Origin of the sequence: Streptomyces lydicus (assembly GCF_001729485.1) — a bacterium.
Classification (GTDB): Bacteria; Actinomycetota; Actinomycetes; order Streptomycetales; family Streptomycetaceae; genus Streptomyces; species Streptomyces lydicus_D.
This window is the reverse complement of the sequence record NZ_CP017157.1, coordinates 5,253,034-5,279,730: the sequence shown is the minus strand read 5'-3', so window position 1 is coordinate 5,279,730 and position 26,697 is coordinate 5,253,034. Positions and strand designations below refer to the sequence as shown.

General features: G+C 72.9%; 21 protein-coding genes. 4 read left to right on the top strand and 17 right to left on the bottom strand.

What is annotated here, in order from left to right; genetic code table 11:
- Positions 1-13 precede the first annotated feature (13 nt).
- Together SL103_RS22985 and SL103_RS22980 are read right to left on the bottom strand one after the other, a co-directional pair.
- Positions 14-517 (bottom strand): MarR family winged helix-turn-helix transcriptional regulator, encoded by a 504-nt coding sequence (locus SL103_RS22985; RefSeq protein WP_069570848.1) that lies wholly within the window; start codon positions 515-517, stop codon positions 14-16.
- Positions 518-698: 181 nt separating this feature from the next.
- On the bottom strand, positions 699-1,145 hold the full coding sequence (locus SL103_RS22980; RefSeq protein WP_069570847.1) for an STAS domain-containing protein: 447 nt from the start codon (positions 1,143-1,145) through the stop codon (positions 699-701).
- Positions 1,146-1,352: 207 nt separating this feature from the next.
- Between SL103_RS22980 and SL103_RS22975 the strand changes: the two genes are divergently transcribed.
- Complete coding sequence (locus SL103_RS22975) at positions 1,353-2,399, top strand: cation diffusion facilitator family transporter (RefSeq protein WP_069570846.1); 1,047 nt, start codon at positions 1,353-1,355, stop codon at positions 2,397-2,399.
- 85 nt (positions 2,400-2,484) lie between these two features.
- Here the strand turns inward: SL103_RS22975 and lysX are convergent, their stop codons facing one another.
- Together lysX and SL103_RS22965 are read right to left on the bottom strand one after the other, a co-directional pair.
- Positions 2,485-5,802: a bifunctional lysylphosphatidylglycerol synthetase/lysine--tRNA ligase LysX gene (lysX, locus tag SL103_RS22970; RefSeq protein ID WP_069570845.1), complete on the bottom strand. Its 3,318-nt coding sequence runs from the start codon at positions 5,800-5,802 to the stop codon at positions 2,485-2,487.
- A 26-nt stretch (positions 5,803-5,828) separates the two neighbouring features.
- Positions 5,829-6,731: an Ig-like domain-containing protein gene (locus SL103_RS22965; protein WP_069570844.1), complete on the bottom strand. Its 903-nt coding sequence runs from the start codon at positions 6,729-6,731 to the stop codon at positions 5,829-5,831.
- 242 nt (positions 6,732-6,973) lie between these two features.
- Between SL103_RS22965 and SL103_RS22960 the strand changes: the two genes are divergently transcribed.
- Complete coding sequence (locus tag SL103_RS22960; protein ID WP_033265474.1) at positions 6,974-7,168, top strand: hypothetical protein; 195 nt, start codon at positions 6,974-6,976, stop codon at positions 7,166-7,168.
- 47 nt (positions 7,169-7,215) lie between these two features.
- Here SL103_RS22960 and SL103_RS22955 read toward each other — a convergent pair whose 3' ends face one another.
- From SL103_RS22955 to xylB, 6 genes are all read right to left on the bottom strand, one after another.
- Positions 7,216-8,460 carry a phosphodiester glycosidase family protein gene (locus tag SL103_RS22955; protein WP_069570843.1) on the bottom strand — a complete coding sequence of 415 codons (1,245 nt, stop codon included), beginning with the start codon at positions 8,458-8,460 and terminating at the stop codon, positions 7,216-7,218.
- Between the two features lie 158 nt (positions 8,461-8,618).
- The gene (locus tag SL103_RS22950) at positions 8,619-9,260 is read right to left on the bottom strand and encodes an N-acetylmuramoyl-L-alanine amidase (RefSeq protein WP_069570842.1); all 642 of its coding nucleotides are present in this window, start codon (positions 9,258-9,260) and stop codon (positions 8,619-8,621) included.
- Positions 9,261-9,505: 245 nt separating this feature from the next.
- Positions 9,506-10,921 (bottom strand): family 2B encapsulin nanocompartment shell protein, encoded by a 1,416-nt coding sequence (locus SL103_RS22945; protein ID WP_069570841.1) that lies wholly within the window; start codon positions 10,919-10,921, stop codon positions 9,506-9,508.
- A 101-nt stretch (positions 10,922-11,022) separates the two neighbouring features.
- On the bottom strand, positions 11,023-12,432 hold the full coding sequence (locus SL103_RS22940) for a family 2B encapsulin nanocompartment shell protein (protein ID WP_079146282.1): 1,410 nt from the start codon (positions 12,430-12,432) through the stop codon (positions 11,023-11,025).
- 155 nt (positions 12,433-12,587) lie between these two features.
- Positions 12,588-13,877: an ROK family transcriptional regulator gene (locus SL103_RS22935; protein ID WP_069570839.1), complete on the bottom strand. Its 1,290-nt coding sequence runs from the start codon at positions 13,875-13,877 to the stop codon at positions 12,588-12,590.
- A gap of 82 nt (positions 13,878-13,959) precedes the next feature.
- On the bottom strand, positions 13,960-15,390 hold the full coding sequence (gene xylB, locus SL103_RS22930; protein ID WP_069570838.1) for a xylulokinase: 1,431 nt from the start codon (positions 15,388-15,390) through the stop codon (positions 13,960-13,962).
- 129 nt (positions 15,391-15,519) lie between these two features.
- Between xylB and xylA the strand changes: the two genes are divergently transcribed.
- Positions 15,520-16,683 (top strand): xylose isomerase, encoded by a 1,164-nt coding sequence (gene xylA, locus SL103_RS22925; protein ID WP_069570837.1) that lies wholly within the window; start codon positions 15,520-15,522, stop codon positions 16,681-16,683.
- A gap of 45 nt (positions 16,684-16,728) precedes the next feature.
- On the opposite strand, the gene SL103_RS22920 is transcribed toward xylA, so the two are convergent.
- Complete coding sequence (locus SL103_RS22920) at positions 16,729-17,694, bottom strand: acetylxylan esterase (RefSeq protein WP_069570836.1); 966 nt, start codon at positions 17,692-17,694, stop codon at positions 16,729-16,731.
- A gap of 135 nt (positions 17,695-17,829) precedes the next feature.
- Between SL103_RS22920 and SL103_RS22915 the strand changes: the two genes are divergently transcribed.
- Positions 17,830-18,684 (top strand): hypothetical protein, encoded by an 855-nt coding sequence (locus tag SL103_RS22915; protein WP_069570835.1) that lies wholly within the window; start codon positions 17,830-17,832, stop codon positions 18,682-18,684.
- A 63-nt stretch (positions 18,685-18,747) separates the two neighbouring features.
- Here the strand turns inward: SL103_RS22915 and SL103_RS22910 are convergent, their stop codons facing one another.
- The 6 genes from SL103_RS22910 to SL103_RS22885 all read right to left on the bottom strand — a co-directional run bounded on the left by SL103_RS22910 (position 18,748) and on the right by SL103_RS22885 (position 26,687).
- Positions 18,748-19,587: an amino acid ABC transporter ATP-binding protein gene (locus tag SL103_RS22910; RefSeq protein ID WP_069570834.1), complete on the bottom strand. Its 840-nt coding sequence runs from the start codon at positions 19,585-19,587 to the stop codon at positions 18,748-18,750.
- Positions 19,584-20,369: an amino acid ABC transporter permease gene (locus SL103_RS22905; RefSeq protein ID WP_069570833.1), complete on the bottom strand. Its 786-nt coding sequence runs from the start codon at positions 20,367-20,369 to the stop codon at positions 19,584-19,586. Before SL103_RS22905 ends, SL103_RS22910 begins: the two co-directional genes overlap by 4 nt.
- An 11-nt stretch (positions 20,370-20,380) precedes the next feature.
- Positions 20,381-21,178: an ABC transporter substrate-binding protein gene (locus tag SL103_RS22900; RefSeq protein WP_069570832.1), complete on the bottom strand. Its 798-nt coding sequence runs from the start codon at positions 21,176-21,178 to the stop codon at positions 20,381-20,383.
- A gap of 175 nt (positions 21,179-21,353) precedes the next feature.
- Entirely contained in the window at positions 21,354-22,274 is a 921-nt protein-coding gene (mmuM, locus tag SL103_RS22895; RefSeq protein WP_069570831.1) for a homocysteine S-methyltransferase, read from the bottom strand.
- Between the two features lie 115 nt (positions 22,275-22,389).
- Positions 22,390-25,251, bottom strand: a complete 2,862-nt coding sequence (locus tag SL103_RS22890) for a glycoside hydrolase family 2 TIM barrel-domain containing protein (RefSeq protein ID WP_069574027.1) — start codon at positions 25,249-25,251, stop codon at positions 22,390-22,392.
- 272 nt (positions 25,252-25,523) lie between these two features.
- Positions 25,524-26,687 carry an LLM class flavin-dependent oxidoreductase gene (locus tag SL103_RS22885; protein WP_069570830.1) on the bottom strand — a complete coding sequence of 388 codons (1,164 nt, stop codon included), beginning with the start codon at positions 26,685-26,687 and terminating at the stop codon, positions 25,524-25,526.
- Between the last annotated feature and the right edge of the window lie 10 nt (positions 26,688-26,697).

Genomic DNA, 26,697 nt, shown 5'->3' with positions numbered 1-26,697 from the left:
TGGCGCAGCGGCCTCAGGCCGACCGCGTCCAGAGCGAGCGCACCGGCCGGCCGGGGGTGTGGTCACGCCCCTCGGCCGCCTCGGCGAACCCGGCCAGGCCCTCGGCCAGCGCCTCACGCGCGCTCGGTGTCATGGCCGCGATCGTCGTCAGCAGCAGGTTCTCGCGGTGTGCCCGCAGGTCCGCCAGATAGGTCCGGCCGCGACCGGTCAGCCGCAGTTCGAGCTCCCTGCGGCTGGCGGCACTCGGGTGCCGCTCCACCAGACCGGCCGCCTGCATGCGGTCGCACAGCCTGCTCACCGCGGAGGGAGCCGCGCCCAGCACCTCGCCGAGCATCCTCAGGTTGATCCCTTCGTCCCGGTCCAGGACGTACATCACCCGCAGCTGCGAGGGCGGTACGGAGGAGGGGCCCATGGCGTCCCGGCCCCGTTCCCACAGCAGCTCCAGCAATTCGATCAGCCCGGACCCGGCGCGAGCCGCATCCTGCGAGGAGGCAGGGGGTGTGCCCTTACCGCCCATGAGCGCCGCTCCGATCCGCGTTGTCCGACCCACCGCGGCAGCCCGCTCGGCGTGCTGCCTCCACAGCATGCGGTCGGCACCCGGCGGCTCACCGCGGGCCCGCCCAGGGCGCGGACCGAGCATCCTGTGCGGCCAACCCTATCTCTGATGGCCCGGACGGCATCTCCCTACCGGGAGCCGGTCAGCCGGACCCGGGCACCGGCCCGGTGGCCGCACGGTCCGCGCCGGCGGACGCGCCCCCCTCCGACTCGGCCGCCGCGGGCGCCGGCGGCGTCCGCGGTATCGCCGCCAGGGCCTCCTCGGGGTCCGCGTGAACGGGCGTGGTCACACTGATGCCGGTCAGGTCCAGCAGCCGCCGAAGAGCCGGGGCGAGGGCGGCCAGCCGCACGCTCCCGTCCACCCGCTTGGTGTCATTGATCGCGCGGATGATGATGCCCAGGCCCGAGGAGTCCATGAAGGGCACCGCCCGCAGGTCCAGCACGAGATGCCGGCGCCCGTGCACCAGCTGGTTGGCGAGCTGGTGGTGCAGATAGGTGCCGGTGTCCGCGTCCAGATCCCCTTGCACGGCCACCACCGCGACCTCCGGATCGACGACGGTCACCTCGACGTTCAACGCTTCGGCGTTCACGACTGTTCTCTCCCTCCGTCATTGATCATCGGGCGTCGTGTACCCCCTCGCTCCCACTTCAGTCAGACGTCCGGCCATCCCTCGCCGGTGGGGCCGGGACCGGACGTGCACCGCCGCCGGACCGCCCGCGGCGGAGGAATGAGGCGGGCGGCGCGGGGCAACCGCGAGGAGGTCGGAGCGACGGCCGGAAAAGGGGACGGGGCGGACATGAGCCAAGAAGGCGGGCGTCGGACGGACACCACGGCCTCCGGCGAGCGGGACGGGGAGACCCGGAAGACGGTCTGGGTGGCGCTCGGCGCCAACCTGGGCATCGCGGTGGCGAAGGCGGTCGGCGGGGCCGTGGCCGGCTCGCCGGCGCTGCTGTCCGAGGCCGCGCACTCGGTGGCCGACAGCCTCAACGAGGTCTTCCTGCTGGCCGCCCTCAAACGCAGCGCACGTCCGGCGGACGCGCTCCACCCCTTCGGCTACGGCAAGGAACGCTTCTTCTGGTCGCTGCTCGCGGCCGTCGGGATCTTCGTCACGGGCGGCTGCTTCTCCTTCTTCCAGGGCATCGAGGCGTTCGGCGCGGGACAGTCCGAGTCCCAGCAGGGCTATCTCGTCGGCCTGGCCGTCCTGGCCGTCGCGCTGCTCGCCGAGGGCACCTCGCTGCTGCGCGCCCTCTCACAGGTCCGCACCCAGGCGAAGTCCCACCACCGCGGCATGCTGCGCGAGATACGGATCAACGACGACCCGACCCTGCGGACCGTGCTGGCCGAGGACAGCACCGCCTGCCTCGGCGTGCTGCTCGCCGTCGGCGGCATGGTGCTCCACATGGTCACCGGCGAGTCCGCCTACGAGGCATGGGCCTCGCTGCTGATCGGCGCGCTGCTGGTGTACGTCGCCTTCGTCCTCGGCAAGAGCGCCCGTGGCCAGCTGATCGGCGAGGCGGCGGCGCCCGAACTGCAACAGCAGGTCATCGACTTCCTGCACGCCCAACCGGAGATCGACACCGTCACCGGGGCCATGACCATGCGGCTCGGCCCGGACTCGGTGATGCTCGCGGCCCGTATCGACCTGGTGGCCGGGCTCGACAGCGAACAGGTCGAAGAGGCGCTGGTGCGGACGAAGGAGGAGCTGCGCGCGAAGTGGCGGGAGCTCGACCAGCTCTTCCTCGACGTCACGGACGCGTCGGTCGTCGACCGGGTGCGGGCCCGCCGGTCCCGCCGTGACCTGGCCGGCAAGGTGGAGCGGCGCCGGCAGGAGGGCGGCGGGTAGCGGGCCCGCACCGCCGCGTACGACACACGGCAGGGCCGGAACGCGGAGGCGTCCCGGCCCTGCCGTCGTGTGCCGCGGTCCGCCGTCAGCGCCGCCGTACCAGCGGGAACGGCAGCGTCTCGCGGATCGACAGTCCGGTCAGGAACATCACCAGCCGGTCCACGCCGATGCCCAGACCACCGGTCGGCGGCATCGCGTATTCGAGGGCCTGCAGGAAGTCCTCGTCCAGCTCCATCGCCTCCGGGTCACCGCCGGCCGCCAGCAGCGACTGCGCGGTCAGCCGTCGGCGCTGCTCGACCGGGTCGGTCAGCTCCGAGTAGGCGGTGCCCAGTTCGGTGCCGAACGCGACCAGGTCCCAGCGCTCGGCGAGCCGCGGGTCCTTGCGGTGCTGCCGGGTCAGCGGCGAGACATCGGTGGGGAAGTCCTTGTAGAACGTGGGGAGCTGGGTCTTCTCCTCCACCAGGCGCTCGTACATCTCCAGCACGATGTCGCCGCGGCCCATCTCCGGCTTCACCGGCACCGCCGCGGCGTTGCACAGCCGGCGCAGCCGGTCCGCCTCGGTGTCCGCGTCGACCTCCTCGCCGAGCGCCTCGGAGATCGCCCCGTAGACGGTCTTGACCGGCCAGATCCCCGAGATGTCGTGCTCGACCAGCCGCCCGTTCGCATCCGCCTTGCGGGCGGTCGCGCTGCCGAACGCGGCGATCGCCGCCCCCTGGATCAGCTCCCGGGTCAGGTCGAGCATCACGTCGTAGTCGGCGAACGCCTGGTACGCCTCCAGCATCGTGAACTCGGGGTTGTGCTTGTACGAGATGCCCTCGTTGCGGAAGGTCCGCCCCATCTCGAAGACCTTCTCCATACCGCCCACGCACAGCCGCTTGAGGTACAGCTCCGGCGCGATGCGCAGGTACAGGTCGAGGTCGTAGGCGTTGATGTGGGTGTGGAACGGGCGGGCGTTGGCGCCGCCGTGGATCTGCTGCAGCATCGGCGTCTCGACCTCCAGGTAACCCCGGTCGATCAGCCCCTGGCGCAGCGCCTGGACGGCCGTGCTGCGCGCCCGCACGTTCTCCCGGGCGTCCGTCGAGACGACCAGGTCCACATAGCGCTGGCGGACCTTGGCCTCCGGGTCGGACAGCCCGCGGCGCTTGTCGGGCAGCGGCCGCAGGCACTTGGCCGTCAGCCGCCAGTTCGTGACGAAGACGGTCAGTTCACCGCGGTCGCTGGCGCCGATCTCGCCCTCGGCCTCGACGTGGTCGCCGAGGTCGATGTCCGAGCCGAAGCGGTCCAGCAGTTCCTTGCCGCTGCCGTCCCGGGTCAGCGCGATCTGCAGATCGCCCGACCAGTCCCGCAGCACCGCGAAGAGCACCCCGCCGTGGTCCCGGGTGAGCAGCACCCGCCCGGCGACACTGACGGACTTGCCGGTACGCGCCCCGGACGCCAGGTCCGGGTACTCCGCGCGGACCTCACCCAGCGTGTGGGTGCGCTGCACGCCCACCGGATACGGGTCGGTGCCCGCCTCGCGCAGCCGCTCCAGCTTGCGGTGGCGCACCCGCACCTGCTCGGGCAGCGCGGCCAGTTCCTGCTCGTGCAGCTCCTCCTCGGTGGCCGGGGCCGCCTGCACCAGGCCGAGTTCGTCCAGCGACGGCAGGCCCGCGGTGCTCGCCGGCGCGAGCAGCCGCTTCTTGTGGCCCTTGCCCCACAGCTTGCCCAGGCTCGGTACGGCCACGAAGCCCTCGGCGATGCCCGAGGCCAGACCGATGCGGGCCAGCGCGCCGGCGTCCGCGTAGCACAGGAACCGCGGGTACCACTCGGGGTTGTACTTGGCGTTGGAGCGGTAGAGCGCCTCCAGCTGCCACCACTTGGAGAAGAACAGCAGCAGCCGGCGCCAGAACTTCAGCACCGGGCCGGCACCGATCCGGGCGCCCTCCTCGAAGGCGGAGCGGAACACCGCGAAGTTCAGCGAGATCCGGTGCACGCCGAGCGACCCGGCCTGGGCGCACAGCTGGGCGACCATGAACTCCATGACGCCGTTGGGCGCGCTGCGGTCGCGGCGCATCACGTCCAGGGAGATGCCGTCCTTGCCCCAGGGGACGAAGGACAGCAGCGCGATCATGTTGCCGTCCCCGTCGAACGCCTCGGCCAGCAGGCAGTCGCCGTCCGCCGGGTCGCCCAGCCGGTCCAGCGCCATCGAGAAGCCGCGCTCGGTCTCGGTGTCCCGCCAGGCGTCCGCCCGGTGGATGACCTCCTGCATCTCCTCGTCGGTCAGCGCGGAGTGCCGCCGTACGCGGAAGGTGGCGCCGGCCCGCTCGACGCGGTTGACGGCCTGGCGGGTCACCCGCATCTCCCGGCCGTCCAGGTCGAAGTCCTTGACGTGCAGGATCGCTTCGTCGCCGAGCTGCAGCGCGTTCAGTCCGCAGCGGGCGAACGCCTTGGCGCCGCCCTCGCTCGCGCCCATGACCGCCGGCTGCCAGCCGTACCGTCCGGCGACGTCCAGCCACGCCTCGATGGCCTGCGTCCACGCCTCACGGTCACCGACCGGGTCACCGCTGGCCAGGCAGACCCCGGCCTCGACGCGGTAGGTGACGGCGGCCTTGCCGCTGGGGGAGAAGACCACGGCCTTGTCGCGGCGGCTGGCGAAGTAGCCGAGCGAGTCCTGGCTGCCGTAGCGCTCCAGCAGCGCCCGGATCCGGTCCTCCTCGTCGCCGTGCAGCGCGGCCTCCATGCGCTGCGAACGGAACAGCGCGGCGGCGGCGTTCAGCAGAGCCAGCGCACCGAGCAGACCCAGCACGGTGCTGGTCCAGTGCGGGGGACGGCCCTCGACCAGATGGCCGCCGACCAGCCCGCCGCACACGCGGTTGGCCGCCCACAGCAGGCGGTTGCCGCCGCCGACCTCCAGCGTGCCGGGCGCCAGCGTCACCAGTCCCCAGCCGATCAGTACCGCCGCCACGAGCCCGCCGATCAGCACCCCGATGGCACGCAGGAACGCGCCGCGCCGGGTGATCGCGTAGAACTCGCGGTGCGAGACCAGCAGCAGCGCCAGCGCGCCGGCGCACAGCACCAGGGAGAAGGCGAACTCCCAGTAGCCGGCGGCCAGGAACAGCGCGTCGGCCAGGGTGACCAGCACCATGTACGCCACGACGAACCACAGCGCCACGCGCTTGCGGGCGGCCATCGCCGCACCCAGAAGGAAGAGGAACGCCGCGTAGGCGAAGTTCGGCGCCACCGGGATCGTGAGCGTGTCCAGCCAGTAGATCACCGGGTGGAGTCCGCGCCGGAGCGGGCCGATCAGCGCCGTCAGGGCACAGAAGAGCCCCAGTACGCTGAAGACGATGGCGAAGCCATTGGGGACGCGGCGTCGAAAGCGCCGCCACCCCGTGAGTTGATCCTGGTCCTGCACGGTGCTCATTCCGTCACACTAGGCTCTGAAAGGGGTCAGCTGCTCGACGCGAGGGCGCTGTTTTGCTGCTGGGGGGACCGGCCGCCATTCCAGTCTCCGATCCCGTCGGTTTGATCGTCATTCCCTCGGACGAGGGAGGCGGTGACCACGGTGGGGTCACCCACGTGGACCTTGCCACAAACCCGTGCGGCATCCGAGTCGGTGCAAGTCCGGCCGATGGTGAAGTTCAGGTCATAGTCCTTGGCGAAGTAACGGCCGTCGCCGGAGTCCACCCCGTTCAGTTCCGCTCGCAGGGTGATCCGGCTGCCCGGTTTCGGGGACCGGGCGGGCAGCCAGTCGATCCGGTCCTTGCCGCTGCCGTCCGTGGCCCACCCCCACGACCCGGCCGCCAGGTCGTCGCTGGTGACGCTCAGCCGACGCTCCACCGCGGCCCGGTCGGTCACCGGGAAGTCGAAGGTGATCGTGAGCGGGTGCTCGGCGCCGACCACCCCGCCCTGCCGGCCGGGGTGGACCACCAGTGTGTTGAGTTTGTCCGCCTTCGCGGTGGTCAGTGACTCCTTGGCCGCGGCCTGCCCGCCCTGGGCGTTCCGGGTCCGGGCGACGATGGAGTACTTGGTGTCCGGCGCGGCCTTGGCGCTGGACGTCCAGACCACGCCGCCGTCCCCCAGCCCGCCGGGCACCGGCCGGCCCTTGGGGTCGGTGACCCGCACCTCGGTCAGCACCCCGCCCTCCGCGGTGAGCTTCAGCTTGTCGCCGGCCCGCACGGTCCGGGTGCCGTTCGCCGCGCCCAGCGTCACCTTCACCGGCTCGCCCCTGGCCGCCGACGCCGTGCCGCCTCCGCAGGCGGTGAGCGCGCCGACGCCGATCACCGGGATCAGGCTGAGCGCGAGGCGCGGCGGCCACGGTGACCGGTGGCGGGGGGAGCGGGTGCGGGGCATGGCGGGCTTTCCGTCTGAGCTGGGGGCCGGGGCGGGGATGTCGGCCGCTAAGACGGTCAATCCGCACCCTCCGTTGCGGAGAGGTGTGTGATCCACGTCACGGCCAAATCCCGCTCCCTCTCGTGACCCGCAGTGATCACCCTTTCGGAGTATCGGTCCGCGAACCGGACATACTCTGAAATACGCCAAACTGGCCACCCATTGCCGCCTGTTCGGGCGGCGGTTGAGGAGGTGTCCGCCCCATGGCTATTTCCATCTCGGTCGTGCTGCTGCTGGTCGTGCTGACCGTGATCTTCCTGCGCAGCGGCAAGCTGAAGATCTCGCACGCCCTGGTGTGCGCACTGCTCGGCTTCTATCTGGCCAGCAGCAGCCTCGCCCCGGACATCCACCAGGGGCTGGCCGGCGCCGCCGACGTGGTGAGCAGCGTGCGCCCGTGACCTCGGCGGCCTGCCGGGGACCCGGCGGGCCGGGCCGGGCGGAGCGCTCACCCCGGTGAGAAGACCCCGATCGCATTGGCCACCGGCCGCTCCGCCCCGCCCGACGGATGGTTACGTACCACGATCCCGGTGCCGTCGTCGTCGGTCACCAGCGTCGAGGACCCGCCGCCGTCCAGATCCATCGCGTCCTGGGCCCCCAACTCGGCCATCAGATCGGCGAGTTCGCGTACCGTGAGGCCGGTCTGCCCCGCTCCGTGGGCCCCGTCCAGCGCCATCAGGTACAGCACCCGGCCACGGTCCCCGATCCCCGCGGAGGTGCGCACCGCCACCGCCACGGTGTCCAGGCCGGGCACCGGCTCGGCGTCCCGCACGATCGGGAAGCCGCCCACCGCGAACCGCAGCGGGCCCGGGCCCCGGCCGACCAGCCGGTAGCCGACGCCCACCGGCTCCCCGAGGCGCAGTGTGCGCAGCTGTCGCGCCCCTTCCTCGCGGCCCAGCAGCACCACGCTTCCGGCGTCCACCCCGCCCGCGCCCGGCAGCTCGTCGAAGGCGGTCACCCGGCCGTGCCGCACGGTCACCTCCGCGGTGTCCGTGCTGCACGGCGCCGCCCGGTCGGTGTCCGTGCCGCAGGTGGCGCGCACCCGCGAGGTCGGGCCCCACTGCGCGGTGTACGCGCCGATGCCGTCGACCGGCAGCGCGTACTGGTTCAGCCCGCCCAGCGGCCAGGCGCCCTCCGGGGTCAGTGCCACGCCGTGCAGCGCGAGCCGGTCCAGCCGCGCCCGCCGGTCGTAGCCCACGCCGATGACGTCCTCGGTGGTCGCGCCGGGCGGCATGGCCGGTCCGAAGCGCTGCCCGTCGGGCACCGCGCCCTTCAGCGGGTGGCCCGAGGCCACCGCCGGACCCACCGAGGCGCCGGTCGCCTCCACGCCCGGGTGCTGGCCCTCACTGATGTTGAAGAAGTCGCCGTTGACGGCCGCCACGGCGCCGCGCGCACCGGCCAGCTCCGACACCGGCAGCCGGGCGCCGACCGCGCCCGGGTACAGCAGATCCACCGAGACCCGCGGATCGGCCAGGTCGACCGTCAGCAGATGCCCGTGCACGGTGCCGCGCGGCACCGTCATCCGGAATTCCCCGTACCGCACACCCGGCGCCAGCGTCACGGCGCCGGAGCGGTGGAGGGGGGTGCCCACGGCGCTGGCCGTGGGGCCGCCGGCCCATGCTCCGCCGGCCAGCACCCCCCAGGCGACCAGCACCGTCAGCACCACGCGAACCCGACCGAAACGCTGCTTCATGAGCCCCCCTGACGTCACGCCAGCTGTCCCAGGTGCCGAAGACGTTCGCTCCGCGCCGCTCACCGCGCCACGTTCACCACGACCTGTTTACTATCGCCCGGAGATGTCGCGAATCTGTACACCCGTGGAACGGCCGTCGTGTCGCCGCACCGCCGGTGTCATCCGGTGTACCGCCAGGAAGCCTCGGTGACCAGCTGCAGGTAGCGCGCCCAGTCCCAGTACTCGCCCGGGTCGGTGTGGTCGCTGCCGGGCACCTCGACGTGGCCGATGATGTGCTCGCGGTCCACGGGGATGCCGTAGCGGGCGCAGACGGCGGCGGTGAGGCGGGCGGACCGCTCGTACAGGACGTCGGTGAACCACGTCGGGTCGTCGATCCAGCCCTCGTGCTCGATGCCGATGCTGCGGGTGTTGAAGTCCCAGTTCCCGGCGTGCCAGGCGACGTTGCGTTCGCTGACGCACTGGGCGATGTGTCCGTCGGCCGACCGCACGACGTAGTGCGCGGCCGCCTTGTGGGTCGGGTCCTGGAAGAGTCTGAGGGTGTCCGGATAGGTCTCCTGGGTCACGTGCACCACGACCATCTCGATCGGGTACCGGCCCGGCCGGTCCGCGGTGGTGTAGTTGGCCGTACTGGCCGGCACCCACTGGACGGGCGGGTAGCCGCTCTCGCCGCGGGCGGTCCGGCGGCGCGGGGCGGGGGAGGCGGCGGCCGCCGTGAGGGGGGTGAGCGCCGCGGCGGCGGCGAGGGCGGCCGCACCGGAGAGCAGACGTCGGCGGGCCGGACGGGGGTGGTCGTGCTCCATGTGAACTCCTGACAAGGGACCGAGGGGGAGGTCGCGTACATGTCACGCACATGCGATGCGTTCATCATGCGCAACAGGACACGCCCTGCCAAGGGAATGGCCGCGCCGTCAATGGCTCGACCAAAGACGGAACGGCCCAGGTCAGGAGGGGGCGGATACCTGATTGGAGGTCACCCGGGTGCCGCGTCCGCCGCTCTGACGGCGGATCGCGGACGCGGCACCGGGGCCGGTGACGGCGCCCGCCGTCAGTGACCGATCTCGACGTCCTCCAGGATGCCCAGCGCGTCCGGCACCAGCACGGCCGCCGAGTAGTAGGCGCTGACCAGGTAATTGATGACGGCCTGGTCGTTGATGCCCATGAAGCGCACCGAGAGTCCGGGCCGGTACTCGTCCGGGATGCCGGTCTGGTGCAGCCCGACCACGCCCTGGTTCTCCTCGCCGACCCGCATGGCGAGGACGGAGCTGGTCTGGTCCGGGTTGATCGGGATCTTGTTGCACGGCAGCAGCGGAATGCCGCGCCAGGCCCGGACCACCGTGCCCTCGCACTCCACGGTGCCCGGGTAGATGCCGCGGGCGTTCCACTCCCGGCCGATGGCCGCGATGGTCCGCGGGTGCGCCAGCAGGAACTGCGTCTTGCGGCGCCGGGTGATCAGCTCGTCGAGGTCGTCGGGGGTGGGCGGTCCGGAGCGGGTGTGGAGGCGCTGCTTGAGGTCGGCGTTGTGCAGCAGTCCGAACTCGCGGTTGTTGACCAGCTCGTGCTCCTGGCGCTCGCGCAGCGCCTCCACGGTCAGCCGCAGCTGCTGGTCCAGCTGGTTCATCGGGTCGTTGTAGAGGTCCGCGACCCGGGAGTGCATCTTCAACACCGTCTGCGCGACGCTGAGTTCGTACTCCCGGGGTGCCATGTCGTAGTCGGCGAAGGTGCCCGGCAGCACCGGCTCCCCGACGTGGCCGGCGGCGAGCTCGATGGCCGCCTCGCCGTGCTTGTTGTGGGCCGGCACCACGGCCTCGCGGAACTCCGCGACATGGGAGCGCAGCGACGCCGACTCGGCCACCACCGACTCGAAGTCGCTGCGGTACAGGGTCAGTGCGGTCACCCGGGTGACCGCCCGCACGGAGTGCTCCCACTGCGCGTCCGGCGTCACCAGCGCCGCCTCGCCGAGGGCGTCGCCGTCGGCCAGCGTCCCCAGGGACGTCTCCTCGCCGTACTTGCCGGTGCCGATCCGGTCCAGCTTGCCGTGCGCGATCAGGATGACCCGGTCCGTGGGGCCGCCCGCCCGCGCCAGTACGTCACCGGGCGCGAACTCCCGTTGGACGAAGCGGCCGGCCAGGTTCTCCAGCGTCGCGGCGTCGTCGTAGCCGCGCAGCGGGGCCAGCTCGCGCAACTCGGCCGGGATCACCCGGACTTCGGTGCCCGTGGAGACGAATTCCACCCGGCCGTCGCCGAGGGTGTGCGTGAGCCGGCGGTTGACGCGGAAGGTACCGCCGGAGACCTGCGTCCAGGGCAGGATGCGCAGCAGCCAGCGGGAGGAGATCCCCTGCATCTGCGGCACGGTCTTGGTCGTGGTCGCCAGCTTGCGGGCGGCCGCGGTGTCCAGGCTGGAACGCTGCTGCTCCGGACCCGAGGACTGCGGGCCGGTCGTCGGGTCCACCGATGTGGTCATGAAGAAGGCTCACCTGTTCTGTGGTGCGGTGCGTGACGTGCTTGCGGTGCGGCGGGGCCGTGGCGGGGCCGGCCGCTGCGCGCGGCTCGGCGCGCTTCGTCTCAGTGACCGACCTGTACGTCTTCGAGGACGCCGACCGCGTCGGGCACGAGAATGGCTGCCGAATAGTAGGCGCTCACCAGATATTTGAGGACGGCCCGGTCGTCGATTCCCATATAGCGCACGGACAGGCTCGGCTCGTATTCATCGGGAATACCGGTCTGGTGCAGGCCGACCACGCCCTGCTTTTCCTCGCCGGTGCGCAGCAGCAAAATCGAGCTGGTCCGTTCCTTCGTCACCGGAATCTTGTTGCACGGGAAGATCGGCACCCCACGCCAGGACGGCAGCGAATGCCCCATGAAATCGACCGCCGTCGGATACAGGCCGCGGGCGCTGCATTCCCGCCCGATCGCGGCGATCGTCTGCGGGTGGGCGAGCAGGAAGCCCGGGTCCTTCCAGACCGTCGCGAGCAGGTCGTCGAGGTCGTCGGGGGTGGGCGGTCCGGAGCGGGTGTGGATGCGCTGCTTGAGGTCGGCGTTGTGCAGCAGTCCGAACTCGCGGTTGTTGACCAGCTCGTGCTCCTGGCGCTCGCGCAGCGCCTGGACGGTGAGCTTCAGCTGCTCCTCGACCTGGTTCATCGGGTCGCTGTAGAGGTCGCCGACCCGGCTGTGGGCGCGCAGCACCGTCTGGGCGACGCTGAGTTCGTACTCCCGGGGCGCCGGGTCGTAGTCGACGAAGGTGCCGGGCAGGGACGGCTCGCCGTGGTGCCCGGAGGTGACGGAGACCGCCGACTCCCCGCTGTCGTTCGTCGGCAGCGCGGCGCCCTCCCCGGCCGACGCCAGGTGCTCGCCCAGTCCGGGGGAGCGCTCGATGACCTCCTGCGCGGCCGACCGGGACAGCGCGAGGACCGTCACCCGGGTCACCGCGCGATAGCTGAACTGCCAGGTCCCGTCGGTGGTGAGCGGCGCGTCGCCGAGGTGGTCGCCCCCGGCCAGCGCCTCCAGCACCGCGCTCTCGCCGTACTTGCCGGTGCCGATGCGGTCCACCCGGCCGTGTGCGATCAGCACCAGCCGGTCCTGCGCGTCCCCGGCCTCGGCGATCAGCTCGCCGGGCCCGTACTCGTGCTGGGTGAACCGCCGGCCGAGCGCCGCCAGTACCTCGGTGTCGGTGAATTCCCGCAGGGCGGGCAGCTCGCGCAGCTCCTCGGGGATGATCGAGACGTCGGAGCCGTTGATGTCGAAGTCGATACGCCCGTCCCCGAGCGTGTAGGTCAGCCGGCGGTTCACGCGATAGGTGCCACCGGACACCTGCACCCAGGGGAGCAGCCGCAGCAGCCAGCGGGAAGTGATCCCCTGCATCTGCGGCGGTGTTTTGGTGGTGGTCGCCAGATTCCGGGCGGCGGAGGTGGTCAGACTGGAATTCTGGGAATCTTCCGCACTACCGGACAGTGATTCGTCGGCAATCGTCACAATGCGGCCTATCTCCTTGAAGGATGCGATGCGGCCGCCCCGGATCTTCCCCCTCACGAAAGTTCCGCGGCAGCCCGCTGAACCGACGGTAGTGGTGCTGTTTTTATCGGCACAATCGCTCGATGGGGTGGCATGGAAATCCCTTTCCGTGGAAAGGTTTAGCCGATTCGGCTCCGGGGAGAGTGAGCCGGGGTGCAGGAATGCAGAGGGTCGTCGAGCACGGTGCGCAGCGCCGAGTGCGCCGCCCCGAGCAACGGTCCGTCCGCACCCAGCCGGGACGCCGTGACCGCCGGTCCGCCGTGCCGTCCGGGGTCCGCCGCGACGGCCGTGCGCAGCGTCAACTCCCGCTCCAGGGACGGCAGGACCCAGGGCGCCAGCCCGGCCAGCGCACCCCCGAGCACCACCGCCTGCGGATCGAGCAGATTGACCGCCCCGGCCAGCGCGATGCCGAGCGCCGTCCCGGCCTCCCGCAGGGCCCGCAGCGTCGCCGTGTCCCCCTCGGCGGCCCGGCGGGCGAGGAGGGCGATACGGGCCCCCGGCCCCGGATGGGCCGCCGCTGCCCGCTCGGGCGTCAGGCCACCGGCCCGCAGCACCGCCTGCTCGCCCGCGTACTGCTCCAGACAGCCGCGGCCGCCGCAGTCGCAGGCGCGGCCGTCCGGATACACCGGGACGTGCCCCAGCTCGCCGGCGAACCCGCGTGCCCCGCGCAGCAGTTGGCCGTCCACCACGACCGCCGCGCCGATGCCGATCTCCGCCGAGACGTGGACGAAGTCCGGTGGCGAGCCCGGCCTTCCCTCGCCGTCGCCGCCCAGCGCCAGCTCGGCCAGCGCGCCCAGATTGGCCTCGTTCTCCACGGTCAGCGGGATGCCGGGGGAGCCGTCGCCCGCGGCCGTCGCCGGGGCCAGCCCCGGCGCGAGATCGGCCGCCCGCCAGCCGAGGTTGGGCGCGTGCACCACGGTCGTCGAGCCGCGCGCCACCAGACCCGGGACCGCGACCGCCAGCCCGGCCGGGCGCAGCCCCTCCGGGGCGATCCGCGCGGTCGCCTCCGCGAGCAGCACGGACAGCCGCCGCAGCACCGGTCCGGGAGCGCTGTCGCGGTTCGCCGCGTCGGCCGCGACCCGGGCCCGTATCCGTCCCCGCAGATCGACCGCGCACACCGCCAGGTGGTCGACGCCTATCTCGGCGCCGATGCCGGCCGGGCCGCGGTCGCTGACCGCCAGTTCGCTGCCCGGCCTGCCCCGCCCGCTCGGTGCCGCCCGCCCCGTCTCGACCAGCAGTCCGGCCCGCAGCAGTTCCTCGACGAGCGGCGCCACCCCGGCCCGGGTCAGCCCGATCCGGGCCGCGACGGCCGGCCGGGAGAGCGGCCCGTGCGCCGCCACGGCCCGCAGCACCCGGGCCAGGTTGCGCCGCCGGATGCCGTGCTGGGTGTCGCCGCCGGGCGCGGTCACAGAGGTCTCCTGAGGGCGGTGGGAGTCGTGGAGGGGAGTGGAGGAGTGGGGGAGGGGGCGCGGCGGGGGCGGGCCGGGCGGCTCACCGCCGCAGCAGCGCCTCGCCGTCGGCCAGCGTCGCCGCCAGCCGCTCCCAGGCGGCCGTGTCCCGCTGCCGCGCCTCGTACCGGGCGCCGCGGTCGGTGCCCCAGCGGCGGGCCACCGCCGCCGGATCCTCGCCCAGCAGCAGCCCGGCCGCCTGCGCCGCCGCGCCGAGCGCGACCAGTTCCTGCGCCGCGGGCACCACCACCGGGCGCCCGGACAGCCGGCGCACCGTCTCCCGCCACGCCGTGCCCTTCGCCCCGCCGCCGATCAGCAGCAACGGCGCGTCCGCCGCGGCGTCCTCGTCCAGCACCCGGTCCAGGGCCTGGAGCAGCGCGAACACCGCGCCGTCGTAGGCGGCCTGCAGCAGCTGACCGGCGGTGGTGTCGTGCCGCAGGCCGTGTACCAGGCCCGAGGCGCCGGGCAGGTTGGGGGTCCGCTCGCCGTCGAGGAACGGCAGCACCACCGCACCGCCGCCCGGCTCCACGGCCTCCCGGTCGCGGCCCAGCAGCGCGGCGATCCGGTCCACCGCGAGGGTGCAGTTCAGGGTGCAGGCCAGCGGCAGCCAGTCGCCGCGGGCGTCGGCGAAGCCCGCGACGGTGCCGGTCGGATCGGCGGGGCGGTGGGTGGAGACCGCGTAGACCGTTCCGGAGGTGCCGAGGCTCAGCACCGGCCGGCCCGGGCGCAGCCCCAGCCCGAGCGCGGCCGCCATGTTGTCGCCGGTGCCGGCGGCCACCAGCGCGCCCTTGGGCAGCGGCAGATCACCCGCGTGCACCGTGCCGGCCGCCTCGCCGGGGCGTGCCACCCGCGGCAGGAGCCCGGCGTCCAGCCCGACGCGGGCCAGCACCTCCGCGTCGTAGGACTCGGTGGACGACGCCCACCACCCGGTGCCCGACGCGTCGCCGCGGTCGGTGACGGCCTCGCCGGTCAGCCGCTCGGTGAGGTAGTCGTGCGGCAGCCGCACCGCGGCGGTGGCCTCGGCCGCGGCCGGCTCGTTCGCCCGCAGCCAGGCCCACTTCGCCACCGTGAACGCCGGGCCGGGCACGCTCCCGAGCCGCTCCGCGCACGCCTCGGCGCCGCCCAGCCCGGCGATCAGCCGCTCGCTCTCGGCCGCGGGACGTACGTCGTTCCACAGCACGGCCGGGCGGACCGGGGCACCGGCCGCGTCCAGCGTGACCAGCCCGTGCTGCTGCCCGCCGACCGACACCGCCGACGCCTGCCGCGCCGCGTCGCCGCACTGCGCCAGCGCCTCGCCCAGCGCCCGCCACCACTGCCGGGGGTCGCTCTCCTTGCCCTCGCCGTCGCTGACCGTGTGCGGTGCCTGGCCGCGGGCGACGACCACGCCGGTCTCCGCGTCCACGACCAGCGTCTTGGTGGACTGCGTCGAGCTGTCCACCCCGACGACCAGCGGTCCCGCTGACTGTGCGCCCATCGTGCCTTCTCCTTTGGCGGCGGTGTCCGACGGCCTCGGCCCAGGGGCTTCCCCGGTGTGCTGCCGCATATTAGTTTGGCCGCGCCGGAATTTGTAAAGCGCGTTGACGAAATGATGTGGGGAGCCCTGATGAGTCAGCAGCCCGTGCCCGAGGACAAGTTCAGTTTCGGCCTGTGGACCGTCGGCTGGCAGGGCCGCGACCCCTTCGGGGACGCCACCCGCCGCGCCCTGGACCCCGTCGAGGCGGTGCACCACCTCGCCGGCCTCGGCGCGTACGGGGTGACCTTCCACGACGACGACCTGATCCCGTTCGGCGCCGACGACATCCAGCGGGAGACCGCCGTCAAGCGCTTCCGCAAGGCCCTGGACGCCACCGGAATGACCGTCCCCATGGCCACCACGAACCTCTTCACCCACCCCGTCTTCAAGGACGGCGCCTTCACCGCCAACGACCGGGGCGTCCGCCGCTACGCCCTGCGCAAGACGCTCCGCAACATCGACCTCGCGGCCGAGCTGGGCGCCCGTACCTATGTGGCGTGGGGCGGGCGGGAGGGCGCGGAGTCCGGTGCGGCGAAGGACGTCCGGGCCGCCCTGGACCGGATGAAGGAGGCATTCGACCTGCTCGGCCAGTACGTCGTCGAGCAGGGCTACGACCTGCGGTTCGCCATCGAGCCCAAGCCCAACGAGCCCCGCGGCGACATCCTGCTGCCCACCGTCGGCCACGCCCTGGCCTTCATCGAGCGGCTGGAGCGCCCCGAGCTCTACGGCGTCAACCCCGAGGTCGGCCACGAGCAGATGGCCGGCCTCAACTTCCCGCACGGCATCGCCCAGGCGCTCTGGGCGGACAAGCTCTTCCACATCGACCTGAACGGGCAGAGCGGCATCAAGTACGACCAGGACCTGCGCTTCGGCGCGGGCGATCTGCGCGCCGCCTTCTGGCTGGTCGACCTGCTGGAGACGGCCGGCTACGACGGGCCGCGGCACTTCGACTTCAAGCCGCCGCGCACCGAGGACTTCGACGGCGTCTGGGCCTCGGCGGCCGGCTGCATGCGCAACTACCTGCTCCTCAAGGAGCGCGCCGCCGCCTTCCGCGCCGATCCGGCCGTCCAGGAGGCCCTGCGCGCCGCCCGCCTCGACGAGCTCGGCCGGCCCACCGCCGAGGACGGGCTGGCCGGGCTGCTGGCCGACACCACCGCCTACGAGACCTTCGACATCGAGGCGGCCGCCGCGCGCGGCATGGCCTTCGAGCACCTGGACCAGCTGGCGCTGGAGCACCTCCTCGGCGCGATCTGAGTCCGGGGGCCGGACGGGGCGGGCCGCTCCACCCGGCCCCGCCGGTCAGCCGAGTACCTTCCGGGCGAAGGCGAGTTCCGCCGCCCGCTGTTCGCCGCCACCGCCCTCGTGGGCGTTGTAGCGCCACACCTGCAGCTCCTTCTCGCCGGCGTAGTGGTGGTACGCGGCGAAGCCGGTGGACGGCGGCACCACGGCGTCCCGCAGGGCCGTGCCGAACAGCGCCGGGGCGGTGGCGCGGGCCGCGAAGTTGAGGCCGTCGAAGTGGTCCAGGGTGGTCAGCGCGGTGTCGATGTGCCCGCGGGCGCCCGCGAAGTAGCGGGTGAGCTCGCCGTAGGGGCCCGCGTCCGTGACGTCGATCGCGCGCCGGATGTGGGTCAGGAAGGGCACATCGACCAGGGCTCCGGCCAGCCCGGGGACCAGTCCGGTCATCGCCAGCGCCAGACCGCCGCCCTGGCTGTGGCCGGCGACCAGGACGCGTGCGGCGTCCACCGCCTCGTGGCCGCGCGCCGCCTCGACCGCCCGTACGGCGTCGGTGTACAGCCGCCGGTAGTAGTAGTCCTCCGGATCGAGCAGGCCCTGGGTCAGCTTGCCGGGCACGCCCGGATTGCCGTACCCGACCGGGTCGGGGGTGTCGCCGGGGCGGTTGGGGCCGCTCTGCCCCCGGGTGTCCATGACCAGCGTGGCGTACCCCGCGCACGGCCACAGCAGCCAGTCGTGCGGCAGCAGCCGGCCGCCGCCGTAGCCGAGGTATTGCACGACGCACGGCAACGGGCCGGCCGCCGCGCGGGGAAGGAGGAACCAGGCGCGGATGCGGTGGCCGCCGAAACCGGAGAACTCGGCGTCGTAGCAGCGGAGGAGGGCCAGTCCCGGATCGACCGGGGTGAAGGACGCGGCCAGTTCGTGGGTGCGGGCCTCGGTCAGGGTGCGGTGCCAGAAGGCGTCGAAGCCGGGGGGCTCGGGAAGCGGCGGGCGGTAGGTGCGCAGCTCGTCCAGGGGTAGGTCGGTGAACACGAAGAACCTCCGGGCCGTAGGGTGGCTTGCTGCTTGTCGCCAACGGTGCCCATGGGCCGGACATTTCAGACCTGAAATGTTCCAGGTTGGTCACCGACTCCCTCAAAACCCAGTAAAGAAGCGATCATTTCCGCCATGAGTTTTCCTCCGCCTCCGCCGCCCAACCAGCCGCCGTCCCCCAACACCCCGGGTGGTGGCTTCGGCCCGCCGGCCGGCGGTTACGGCCCCGGCGGCCAGGACCAGGGCGGTTTCGGACCCGGTGGCTACGGCCCGCCCCAGGGCGGCAACCAGGCGGGGGGCTTCGGTCCGCCCGCCGGCGGCTACGGGCCGTCGGGGCCGGGTGGCCCGGGTGGCCCCGGCGGCTGGCAGCAGCCGCCCGGCCCGCCCGGGGGCGGCGGCAACGGCAAGGCCATCGCGGCGATCCTCGCCGGCGGTGCGGTCGTGCTGGCCGCCGTCATCACCGTCGTCGTGATGGTCAACGGCGACGACGGCGGCGGCAACCACGCCCAGCCGTCGACCGGTTCGAGCACCAGCGCGTCGCCCTCCGAGAGCGCGTCCGGCACGCCGACCGGCTACCCCTCGCCCTCGGAGTCGACCACCGGCAGCGACTTCGAGAGCAGCATGCCCTCGCCCGGCAACGGCAAGATCCCCTTCTATCTGCTGAAGGTGGGCGACTGCTACGACCTCCCGGCCGACCGCAGCGGCAACAACGACGAGGCGTCCTGCAACGGCCCGCACGACGCCGAGGTCGTCACCACCCACCGCCTGGCGGCCGGTCTGACGACCGAGTCCGAGATCAAGGACAAGGCGTCGTCGCTGTGCCGCAACGAGCTGGAGAGCAAGGCGCGCCGGCAGCCCGCCGGAACCGCCGAGGGCACCTACGTCCAGTACCCCAGCGTCAACGGCTACCGGCTCGGCATCAGGTCCGTCAGCTGCAGCCTGATGGGCAACCGGAGCGGCACCAAGAAGCTCACCGGGCCGCTGTCCTGAGCCGGACGGTCACCACCGGCGGGGCGGTCGCCGGGGCGTCCCGGCGGCCGTCCGGCCCGTACGTCAGCGGTCGACGCGCTTGCCCGCCGCGCCGCCGTCCGCGACCTCGCCGACCTCGGCCGCCGCCGGATCCAGCACCCGCGCCAGGAACGTCCGGGTCCGCTCGTGCCGCGGGGCGCCCACCACCTGCTCCGGAGTGCCCTGTTCGACGATCACCCCGCCGTCCATGAACACCACCCGGTCGGCGACCTCCCGGGCGAAGCTCATCTCGTGCGTGACGACCAGCATCGTCATCCCGTCCCGCGCCAACCCGCGCATCACCGCCAGCACATCGCCGACCAGCTCCGGGTCGAGCGCGGAGGTCGGCTCGTCGAAGAGCATCAGCTCCGGGTCCATCGACAGCGCCCGGGCGATCGCCACCCGCTGCTGCTGCCCGCCCGACAACTGCGCCGGATACGCCGTCGCCTTGTCGCCGAGCCCCACCCGTTCCAGATTGGCCCGGCCGATCCGCTCCGCCTCCGCCCGGTCGCGGCGCAGCACCCGCCGCTGGGCGATCGTGAGGTTCTCCAGCGCGGTCAGATGCGGAAAGAGGTTGAAGGACTGGAAGACCATGCCGATCCGCCGCCGGACCCGGTCGATGTCCACGTCCGGATCGGTGACCTCGGTGCCGGCCACCGTGACCCGGCCCGCGCTCGGCTCCTCCAGCAGATTCACGCAGCGCAGCAGCGTCGACTTCCCCGAGCCGGACGGCCCGATGACGCACACCACCTCGCCGCGCCCCACCGAGAAGTCGATCCCGCGCAACACCTCCAGCTCCCCGAACGCCTTGCGCAGCCCGCGCACGTCGATGGCCGGCGCGTCCCCGGCGTCCCCGGCGGTCCTGTCCGTCGTCACATCGCTCACCTGGCCTTCGCGGTACGCGCTTCCAGCCGCCGGACCAGCTGGCCCAGCGGGAGGGTGATCACGAGGTAGAGCAGTCCGGCGATCAGGATCGGGGTCAGGCTCTTGTGCTCGTTGAGCGCGTCCCGGCCGAAGTTGGCCAGCTCGAACTGGTCGAGCGCGAGCCCCAGCAGATACACCAGCGAGGAATCCTTGGTCAGCAGGATCAATTCATTGGTCAGTGGCGGCAGGACGATGCGGAACGCCTGCGGAATGATGATCGAGACCATGGCCCGGCCCTGTGACATTCCCAGCGAACGCGCCGCCTCGGTCTGCCCCTTGGGCACCGCCTGAATACCGGCCCGGATGGTCTCCGCCATGTACGCCGCGCCCACCAGGCCGAGCGACAGCATCACCGTGACGTTCATGTCGAGGGCGACCTCGAACGCCAGCGGTACGCCGAAGCCCAGCGCGATGAACACCAGCAGCGCCGGAATGCCGCGGAAGAACTCGATATAGGTGATGGCGAGCCAGCGGTAGGGCGGCACCGAGGACAGCCGCATCAGCGCCAGCACCAGGCCGAGCGCCAGCCCGAAGCCGAAACCGAGCAGGGTGTAGAGGATCGTGTTGAGCAGCGCCGTGGTGATGATGTCGGGGAACAGCGCCTTGGCGACCTCGACGTCGAAGAACGCCGTCCGCAGCTGGTGCCAGTCGGCGACCAGTGCGAGGACCACCACGGCGACCACCAGGACGCCGTACTGCACGCCGCGGATGATCCGCGCGCGCCGTCGTCTGGACAGAGGCATCGTGACCCGCCTCAGCTCTGCGGCGTGGTGCCGAACCACTTCTTGTAGATCCGGTTGTAACTCCCGTCGGATTTCGCCTTCTTGATGACCGCGTTGATCTTCTTCCGCAGCGCGTCATTGCCGGTGCGCACGCCGATGCCGTAGTGCTCACCGGTGTTGAACTCGGCGGTGACCGCGGTGTCCGGGTTCTGCTTCACATAGTCGAAGAGCACGCCGTTGTCGTTGATGCCGGCGTCGACCTGCCCGGACTTCACGGCGGTCAGCAGCAGCCCGAGGTCCTCGAACTCCACCAGTTCGACGCCCTTGCCGTGCTCCTTGGCGTAAATGCCGCCGGTGGTGGCCTTCTGGTATCCGAGCTTCTTGCCCTTGAGGTCCTCGACCTTCTTGAAGGGCTTGCCCTTCTTCGTCAACAGCGCCTGGGTGGCGTTGAAATAGGGGTCGGAGAAGTCCATCACCTTGTCGCGCGCGGCGGTGATGGTCATGCCGGCGGCCGCCAGGTCGCATTTGCGGATGGTGAAGTCCTGGCCGGTCTCGATGCCTTCGAAGGGGGTGTTGACGATCTCCTGCTTCACCCCCAGGTCCTTGGCGACCAGGTCGACCAGATCCACGTCGAATCCGACGACCTTGCCGTCCTTCTTCACCTGGAACGGCGCATACGGAAGGTGTGTACAGGTCTTGAGCGTCCCGGCGGAGACCAGCTCCAGACCACCGGAACCCTTCTTCCCGTCCGTCTTGGTGCTGGAGCACCCCGCCAGGACGGTGAGGGCTGCGGCCACGGCTATGACGGGCAACGCGGAGCGAGCGGACACTGGTCCTCCAGAGATGAAGATCAACCAAGCCGGTGCGTGCTGCGGGTGGCCTGAATCCTGCCACCGGCCAGGGGCACTGACCCCGCCGCTTCGGTTGCGTCTGTGTAACGCCTTCGACCCGGACACCGGCCCGAACCGACCGCCGGTCCCGTTCTCCGGACGGACCGTTCGCCCGTCAGCGGCCGAGGAGGGCGGCCAGTTCGGCGATGCTCTCCGGGCCCACCCGGCAGCAGCCGCCGATCAGCCGGGCCCCGTCCGCCGCCCAGCCGGTGACCCGGTCCGCGCCGAACGCCGGGCTGCCGCGCCACGCCCGCGCCCCGGCGTCCCAGCTCTCCCCGCTGTTGGGGTAGACCACCACCGGCTTGCCGGTGACCCGCGCGGCCAGCCGCACCGCCTCGTCGGCGTCGTCCGGCGCGCAGCAGTTCACCCCCACCGCGATGATCTCGTCGGCGTCCGCCGCCGTCGCGAACGCCGCCTCCAGCGGCTGACCGGCCCGGGTGCGGCCGCCCGCGACGCTGTACGACAGATAGGCCGGCACCCCGAGCCCGCGCACCGCCCGCACCAGCGCCCGGGCCTCGTCGCTGTCCGGCACCGTCTCCAGTGCCAGGACGTCGGGCCCGGCCGCGGCCAGCGCTTCCAGGCGGGGCCGGTGGAACCGCTCCAGCTCCGCCACCGACAGGCCGTAGCGGCCGCGGTATTCGGAGCCGTCCGCCAGCATCGCCCCGTACGGACCCGCCGAGGCGGCCACGTACAGCGGTCCCGTGACACCGCCCGCGCGCGCCCGGCCGGCCGCCTCACGGGCCAGCTCCACGCTCCGCGCCAGCAGCGCGGTGGCCTCCTCGCGTCCGACGCCGCGCCGCGCGAAGCCCTCGAACGTCGCCTGGTAGCTGGCGGTGATCGCGACCTGCGCGCCCGCTTCGTAGTACGTCTGGTGCGCCCGCACCACCGCCGCCGGCTCCTCGGCCAGCAGCCGGGCCGACCACAGCGCGTCGCTGAGGTCGTGCCCGGCGGCCTCCAGTTCGTTGGACAGCCCGCCGTCGAGGACGACCGGGCCCGCGGCGAGGGCGTCGGCGAGCGGCGGGGAGGTGCTGACCATGGTGCGGGCCTTCCGGTACGGCTGGGGAGCTTCGGGCGTGATCTCCCTTCGGATCGTAACCCCGGCCACCGACAACGCCCCTGGCCGCCGCCTCACGGGCGGCCGCGGCCGCCGCTCAGCGCAGCGACGAGAAGACGAACGAGAACCGTGCCGGCGCCACCTCCAGCCGGTGCTGCGGCAGTACGCCCGGCCCGCACGACTGGCTGCCGATGCCGTGCTGCGCGTGGTCGAGGTGCAGCCACAGCTCCTCACCCGCCCGCAGATCCGTGGTGTGCGCGGCCGCGGTCAGCTCCTCGTCGGTCCACCGGCGGGCGCTGAAGAAGAAGTCCGGGTCGCCCTCGATCCGCAGGCCCGAGCCGTCCGTGCGGGTCAGCTGCGCCCAGCGCACCCCGGGCCGGGCACCGTTCTCCTGCGGCCGGACGTACGGCGTCTGCAGCGCGTCCACCGGCATCGACCAGCGGCCGATGCGCGCGGCGGCCCGGGTGTCCGGGTACCCCTCGCCGGGCCCGCCGCCGTACCACTCGGCGAACCCGAGGCTGCCGCTCACCGACATCCGCACCCCGAGCCGCGGCAGCGGCACCGGCCAGGCGCCCTCCGGGTCGACGCCCAGCTCCAGCCGCAGCCAGTCCCGTCGGGCCGTCCAGCGGTAGACCGCGTGCAGCGCCAGCGGGGAGCCGGCCGGGGCGACCCGGGTGCGCACCACCAGGGCGCCCGGCCCGGGTTCGACGGACTCGACGCGGTGCCGCATCCGGTGCAGGCCGAGCCGCCGCCACTCGGTGGCCGGCCGCGGCTCCGGCTGCCAGGGCGCCGCCTCGTCGTTGTCGGTGGGCGCCCGCCAGACGTCCAGCCGCGGCCCGCCGACCTGGACGCCGTCCAGATAGCCGAGCGCCCCCGTGGTGGCGTCGAAGGTGCCCGGCCCGAGGACGACCACATTGCCCTCGCCGCGACGCGGGGTGGCGGTCGCCACCGGGGGAGCGGGGGCCGGGCGCGGCACGGCCGTCAGCTGGCCCCAGGCGATCTCGTGTCCCGCGGGCGCCCAGGCGGTGTCCTCGGCCAGCAGCGCCCGGACCGTCCAGATCGCCTCGCCCGCCCGGACCGCCCCGGCCGGCGCCGGCGGCAGCTTCACCACCGCCGCCTCACCGGGGGCGAGCGCCGGCACCGCCAGCCGGCCGTGCCCGCGCACCTCGCCCTCCACCTCGTACCGCCAGCGGAAGTCCAGGTGTCCCAGGTCGGCGAAGTCGTACAGATTGGTGATCCGGACCGCGCCGGGACCGTCACCCGTCCCGCCCTCGATCCGCACCGGCTCGACGACCTTCTTGAACTCGCCGAGCCCCGGCGAGGGCACCCGGTCGGGGAAGACCAGCCCGTCGCAGACGAAGTTCCCGTCGTGCAGCTCCTCGCCGAAGTCGCCGCCGTAGGCGTGGAAGACCTCGCCCTCCGCCGTCCGCCGCCGGATTCCGTGATCGATCCACTCCCACACGAACCCGCCCTGGCAGCGCTCGTAGGTCTCGAACAGCCGCTGGTACTCGCCGAGCCCGCCCGGCCCGTTGCCCATCGCGTGCGCGTACTCGCAGAGCACGAACGGCAGCCCGCGCCGCCGGGCGTCCAGCTCCGGGTCGGCCAGCGGCTCCTCGGCGCGCCGGCCGATGCGCTCCACCTCGGCGTGGTCGGCGTACATCCGCGAGTACACGTCGGTGTCGGCACAGCTGCGGTCGCCCTCGTAGTGCAGCGGGCGGGACGGGTCGCGGTCACGGATCCAGGAGGCCATCGCCGACAGCCCGCGCCCGGTGCCGCACTCGTTGCCCAGCGACCACAGCACGACGCCGGGATGGTTCTTGTCCCGCTCGACCATCCGGCGCGCCCGGTCGAGCAGGGCCGGCTCCCAGCGCGCGTCGTCGACCGGGTTGTCCCGCCAGCCCTGCTGGGCGAAGCCGTGCGTCTCCAGGTCGCACTCGTCGACGACCCACAGCCCCAGCTCGTCGCAGAGGTCGAGGAAGGCCGGGTGCGGCGGATAGTGGCTGGTGCGCACCGCGTTGACGTTGCGGCGCTTCATCAGCAGCAGATCGCGGCGCATCGTGTCGGGATCGACGGTGCGCCCGGACTGCGGATGGAATTCGTGGCGGTTGACGCCGCGCAGCAGGATCCGGCGGCCGTTGACCTTCAGCAGTCCGTCCTCCACGCGCACCGTGCGGAAACCGATCCGCAGCGGGACCGTCTCCCCGGCGGTGACCAGCTGCCCGTCGTAGAGGTACGGCTGCTCGGCCGTCCAGGGGCGCACCGGCACCGTCGCACTCTCCCCGGTCGCCAGATCGAGCCCCAGCTCCGGCACGGTCACCCGCCCGGCCGGCGAGCACTCCACGCGCAGCGTGCCCTCGCCGGTCAGGTGGTCGAACCCGGCGTGGACGAAGTGGTCGGCGACCGAGCCCTCGGGACGGCGGTGGAGCGACACGTTCCGGAAGATTCCCGGCAGCCACCACTGGTCCTGGTCCTCCAGATAGCTGCCCGACGACCACTGGTGCACCCGCACCGCCAGCACATTGCGGCGCGGCCGCAGCAGCGTCCCGACCTCGAACTCGTGCGGCAGCCGGCTGCCCTTGAAGTGCCCCAGCTCCTGCCCGTTCAGCCACACCCGGGCGCACGACTCCACCCCGCCGAAGTGCAGCACCGCCGGCCCCTCGCCCCAGTCGTCGGGAAGGTCGAAGACGTGCCGGTGGTCGCCGGTCGGGTTCTCGTCGGGCACCCGCGGCGGATCGACCGGGAACGGATAGGCGGTGTTGGTGTACCAGGGCGTGCCGAAGCCCTTGAGCACCCAGGTGCCGGGGACCCGCAGCTCCTGCCAGGTGGCGTCGTCGAAGTCCGGCCGGGCGAACGCGTCGCCCTCGGCGCCGGCGGTCGGCGCCAGCCGGAACCGCCAGGTGCCGTGCAACGACAGCCGGGCGGCGTCCGAGGCCGCGTACCAGGCGCGCGGCGGCAGCACGCCGCTGCCCGGCGAGCGGTCTTCGTAGTAGGGCGGCCGGCGTCCCCGGGGATGCGGCGTGTCCTCCGTCCCGTCGGCGGTCCGTCGCGGCTTCTCGTACGGCGTGGGCTGCGGCGCGTGCGGGGAGTTACCGGTCACTGGTCCTCCTGCTGCGGGCGACTTGCCGGGCGGTGGGGGGATGCCGCTCAGCGAATCACGACCGGAGGCACCGCGCAGCCGGATGGCACGGATCGGGCCGGTCCGGCCGGTTCACGCCCGCCCCGCGCCGCCGGTCAGCGGACCGCCCCGGCCGCGAACGGCACCTGCGCCGCGGCCGGGACCGCGCCGTCCGGCGCCCCCGGATGCCGCCACAGCCCGGCGTCCCGCAGCAGCGGCAGCACACCCTCGCCGAACCAGTACGCCTCCTCCACGTGCGGATGCCCGGAGAGGACGAACTCCTCGATGCCCAGCCGGTGGTACTCCTTGATCCGCTCCGCCACCTCCGCATGGCTGCCCACCAGCGCCGTGCCCGCCCCGCCCCGTACCAGCCCGATGCCGGCCCACAGGTTCGGAGCGATCTCCAGCTCGTCCGTGCGCCCGCCGTGCAGCTCCAGCATCCGGCGCTGCCCCTCCGACTCGCTGCGGGCCAGACCCTCCTGCACGGCCCGGATCGCCTCCGGTGAGAAGCTGTCCAGCAGCCGCTGCGCCTCGGCCCAGGCGGCCTCCGCGGTGTCCCGGGTGATCACGTGCAGCCGGATGCCGAACCGCACCCGGCGCCCTCCCCGGCCGGCCAGCTCCCGGATCCAGGTGATCTTCCGCGCCACCTGTGCCGGCGGCTCACCCCAGGTGAGGTAGGTGTCCGCGGCGCGGGCGGCGACGTCACCGGCGGCCGGGGAGGAACCGCCGAAGTACACCGGCGGCACCGGATCGGGCAGCCGCGCCAGCCGGGCGCCCGCCACCCGCAGATGCTCACCCGTGAAGTCCACCGTCCCGCCGGCCCACAACCGCCGCACGATGTCGAGGAACTCCCCGGTGCGGGCGTAGCGCGCCTCCTTGTCCAGGAAGTCCCCGTAGGCGCGCTGCTCATGGCTCTCGCCACCGGTGACGACGTTCAGCAGCAGCCGTCCGCCGGAGTGCCGCTGGAACGTGGCGGCCATCTGGGCGGCCAGCGTCGGCGCGACGATCCCCGGCCGGAACGCGACCAGGAACTTCAGCCGTTCGGTCTCGCGGGCCAGCATCGCCGTGGTGAGCCAGGCGTCCTCGCACCAGGCGCCGGTGGGGGTGAGCGCCCCTTCGAAACCGAGGTCCTCGGCGGCGCGGGCGATCTGGGTCAGATAGCCGAGGGTGGCGGGCCGCTCCCCGCCGGCCGCACCGGCGGGCAGCCCGTGGCCGCCGCCGACGACATGACGGCTGTCGCCGTAGGTGGGCAGGAACCAGTGGAAGGTCAGGGGTGACATGGGAACTCCG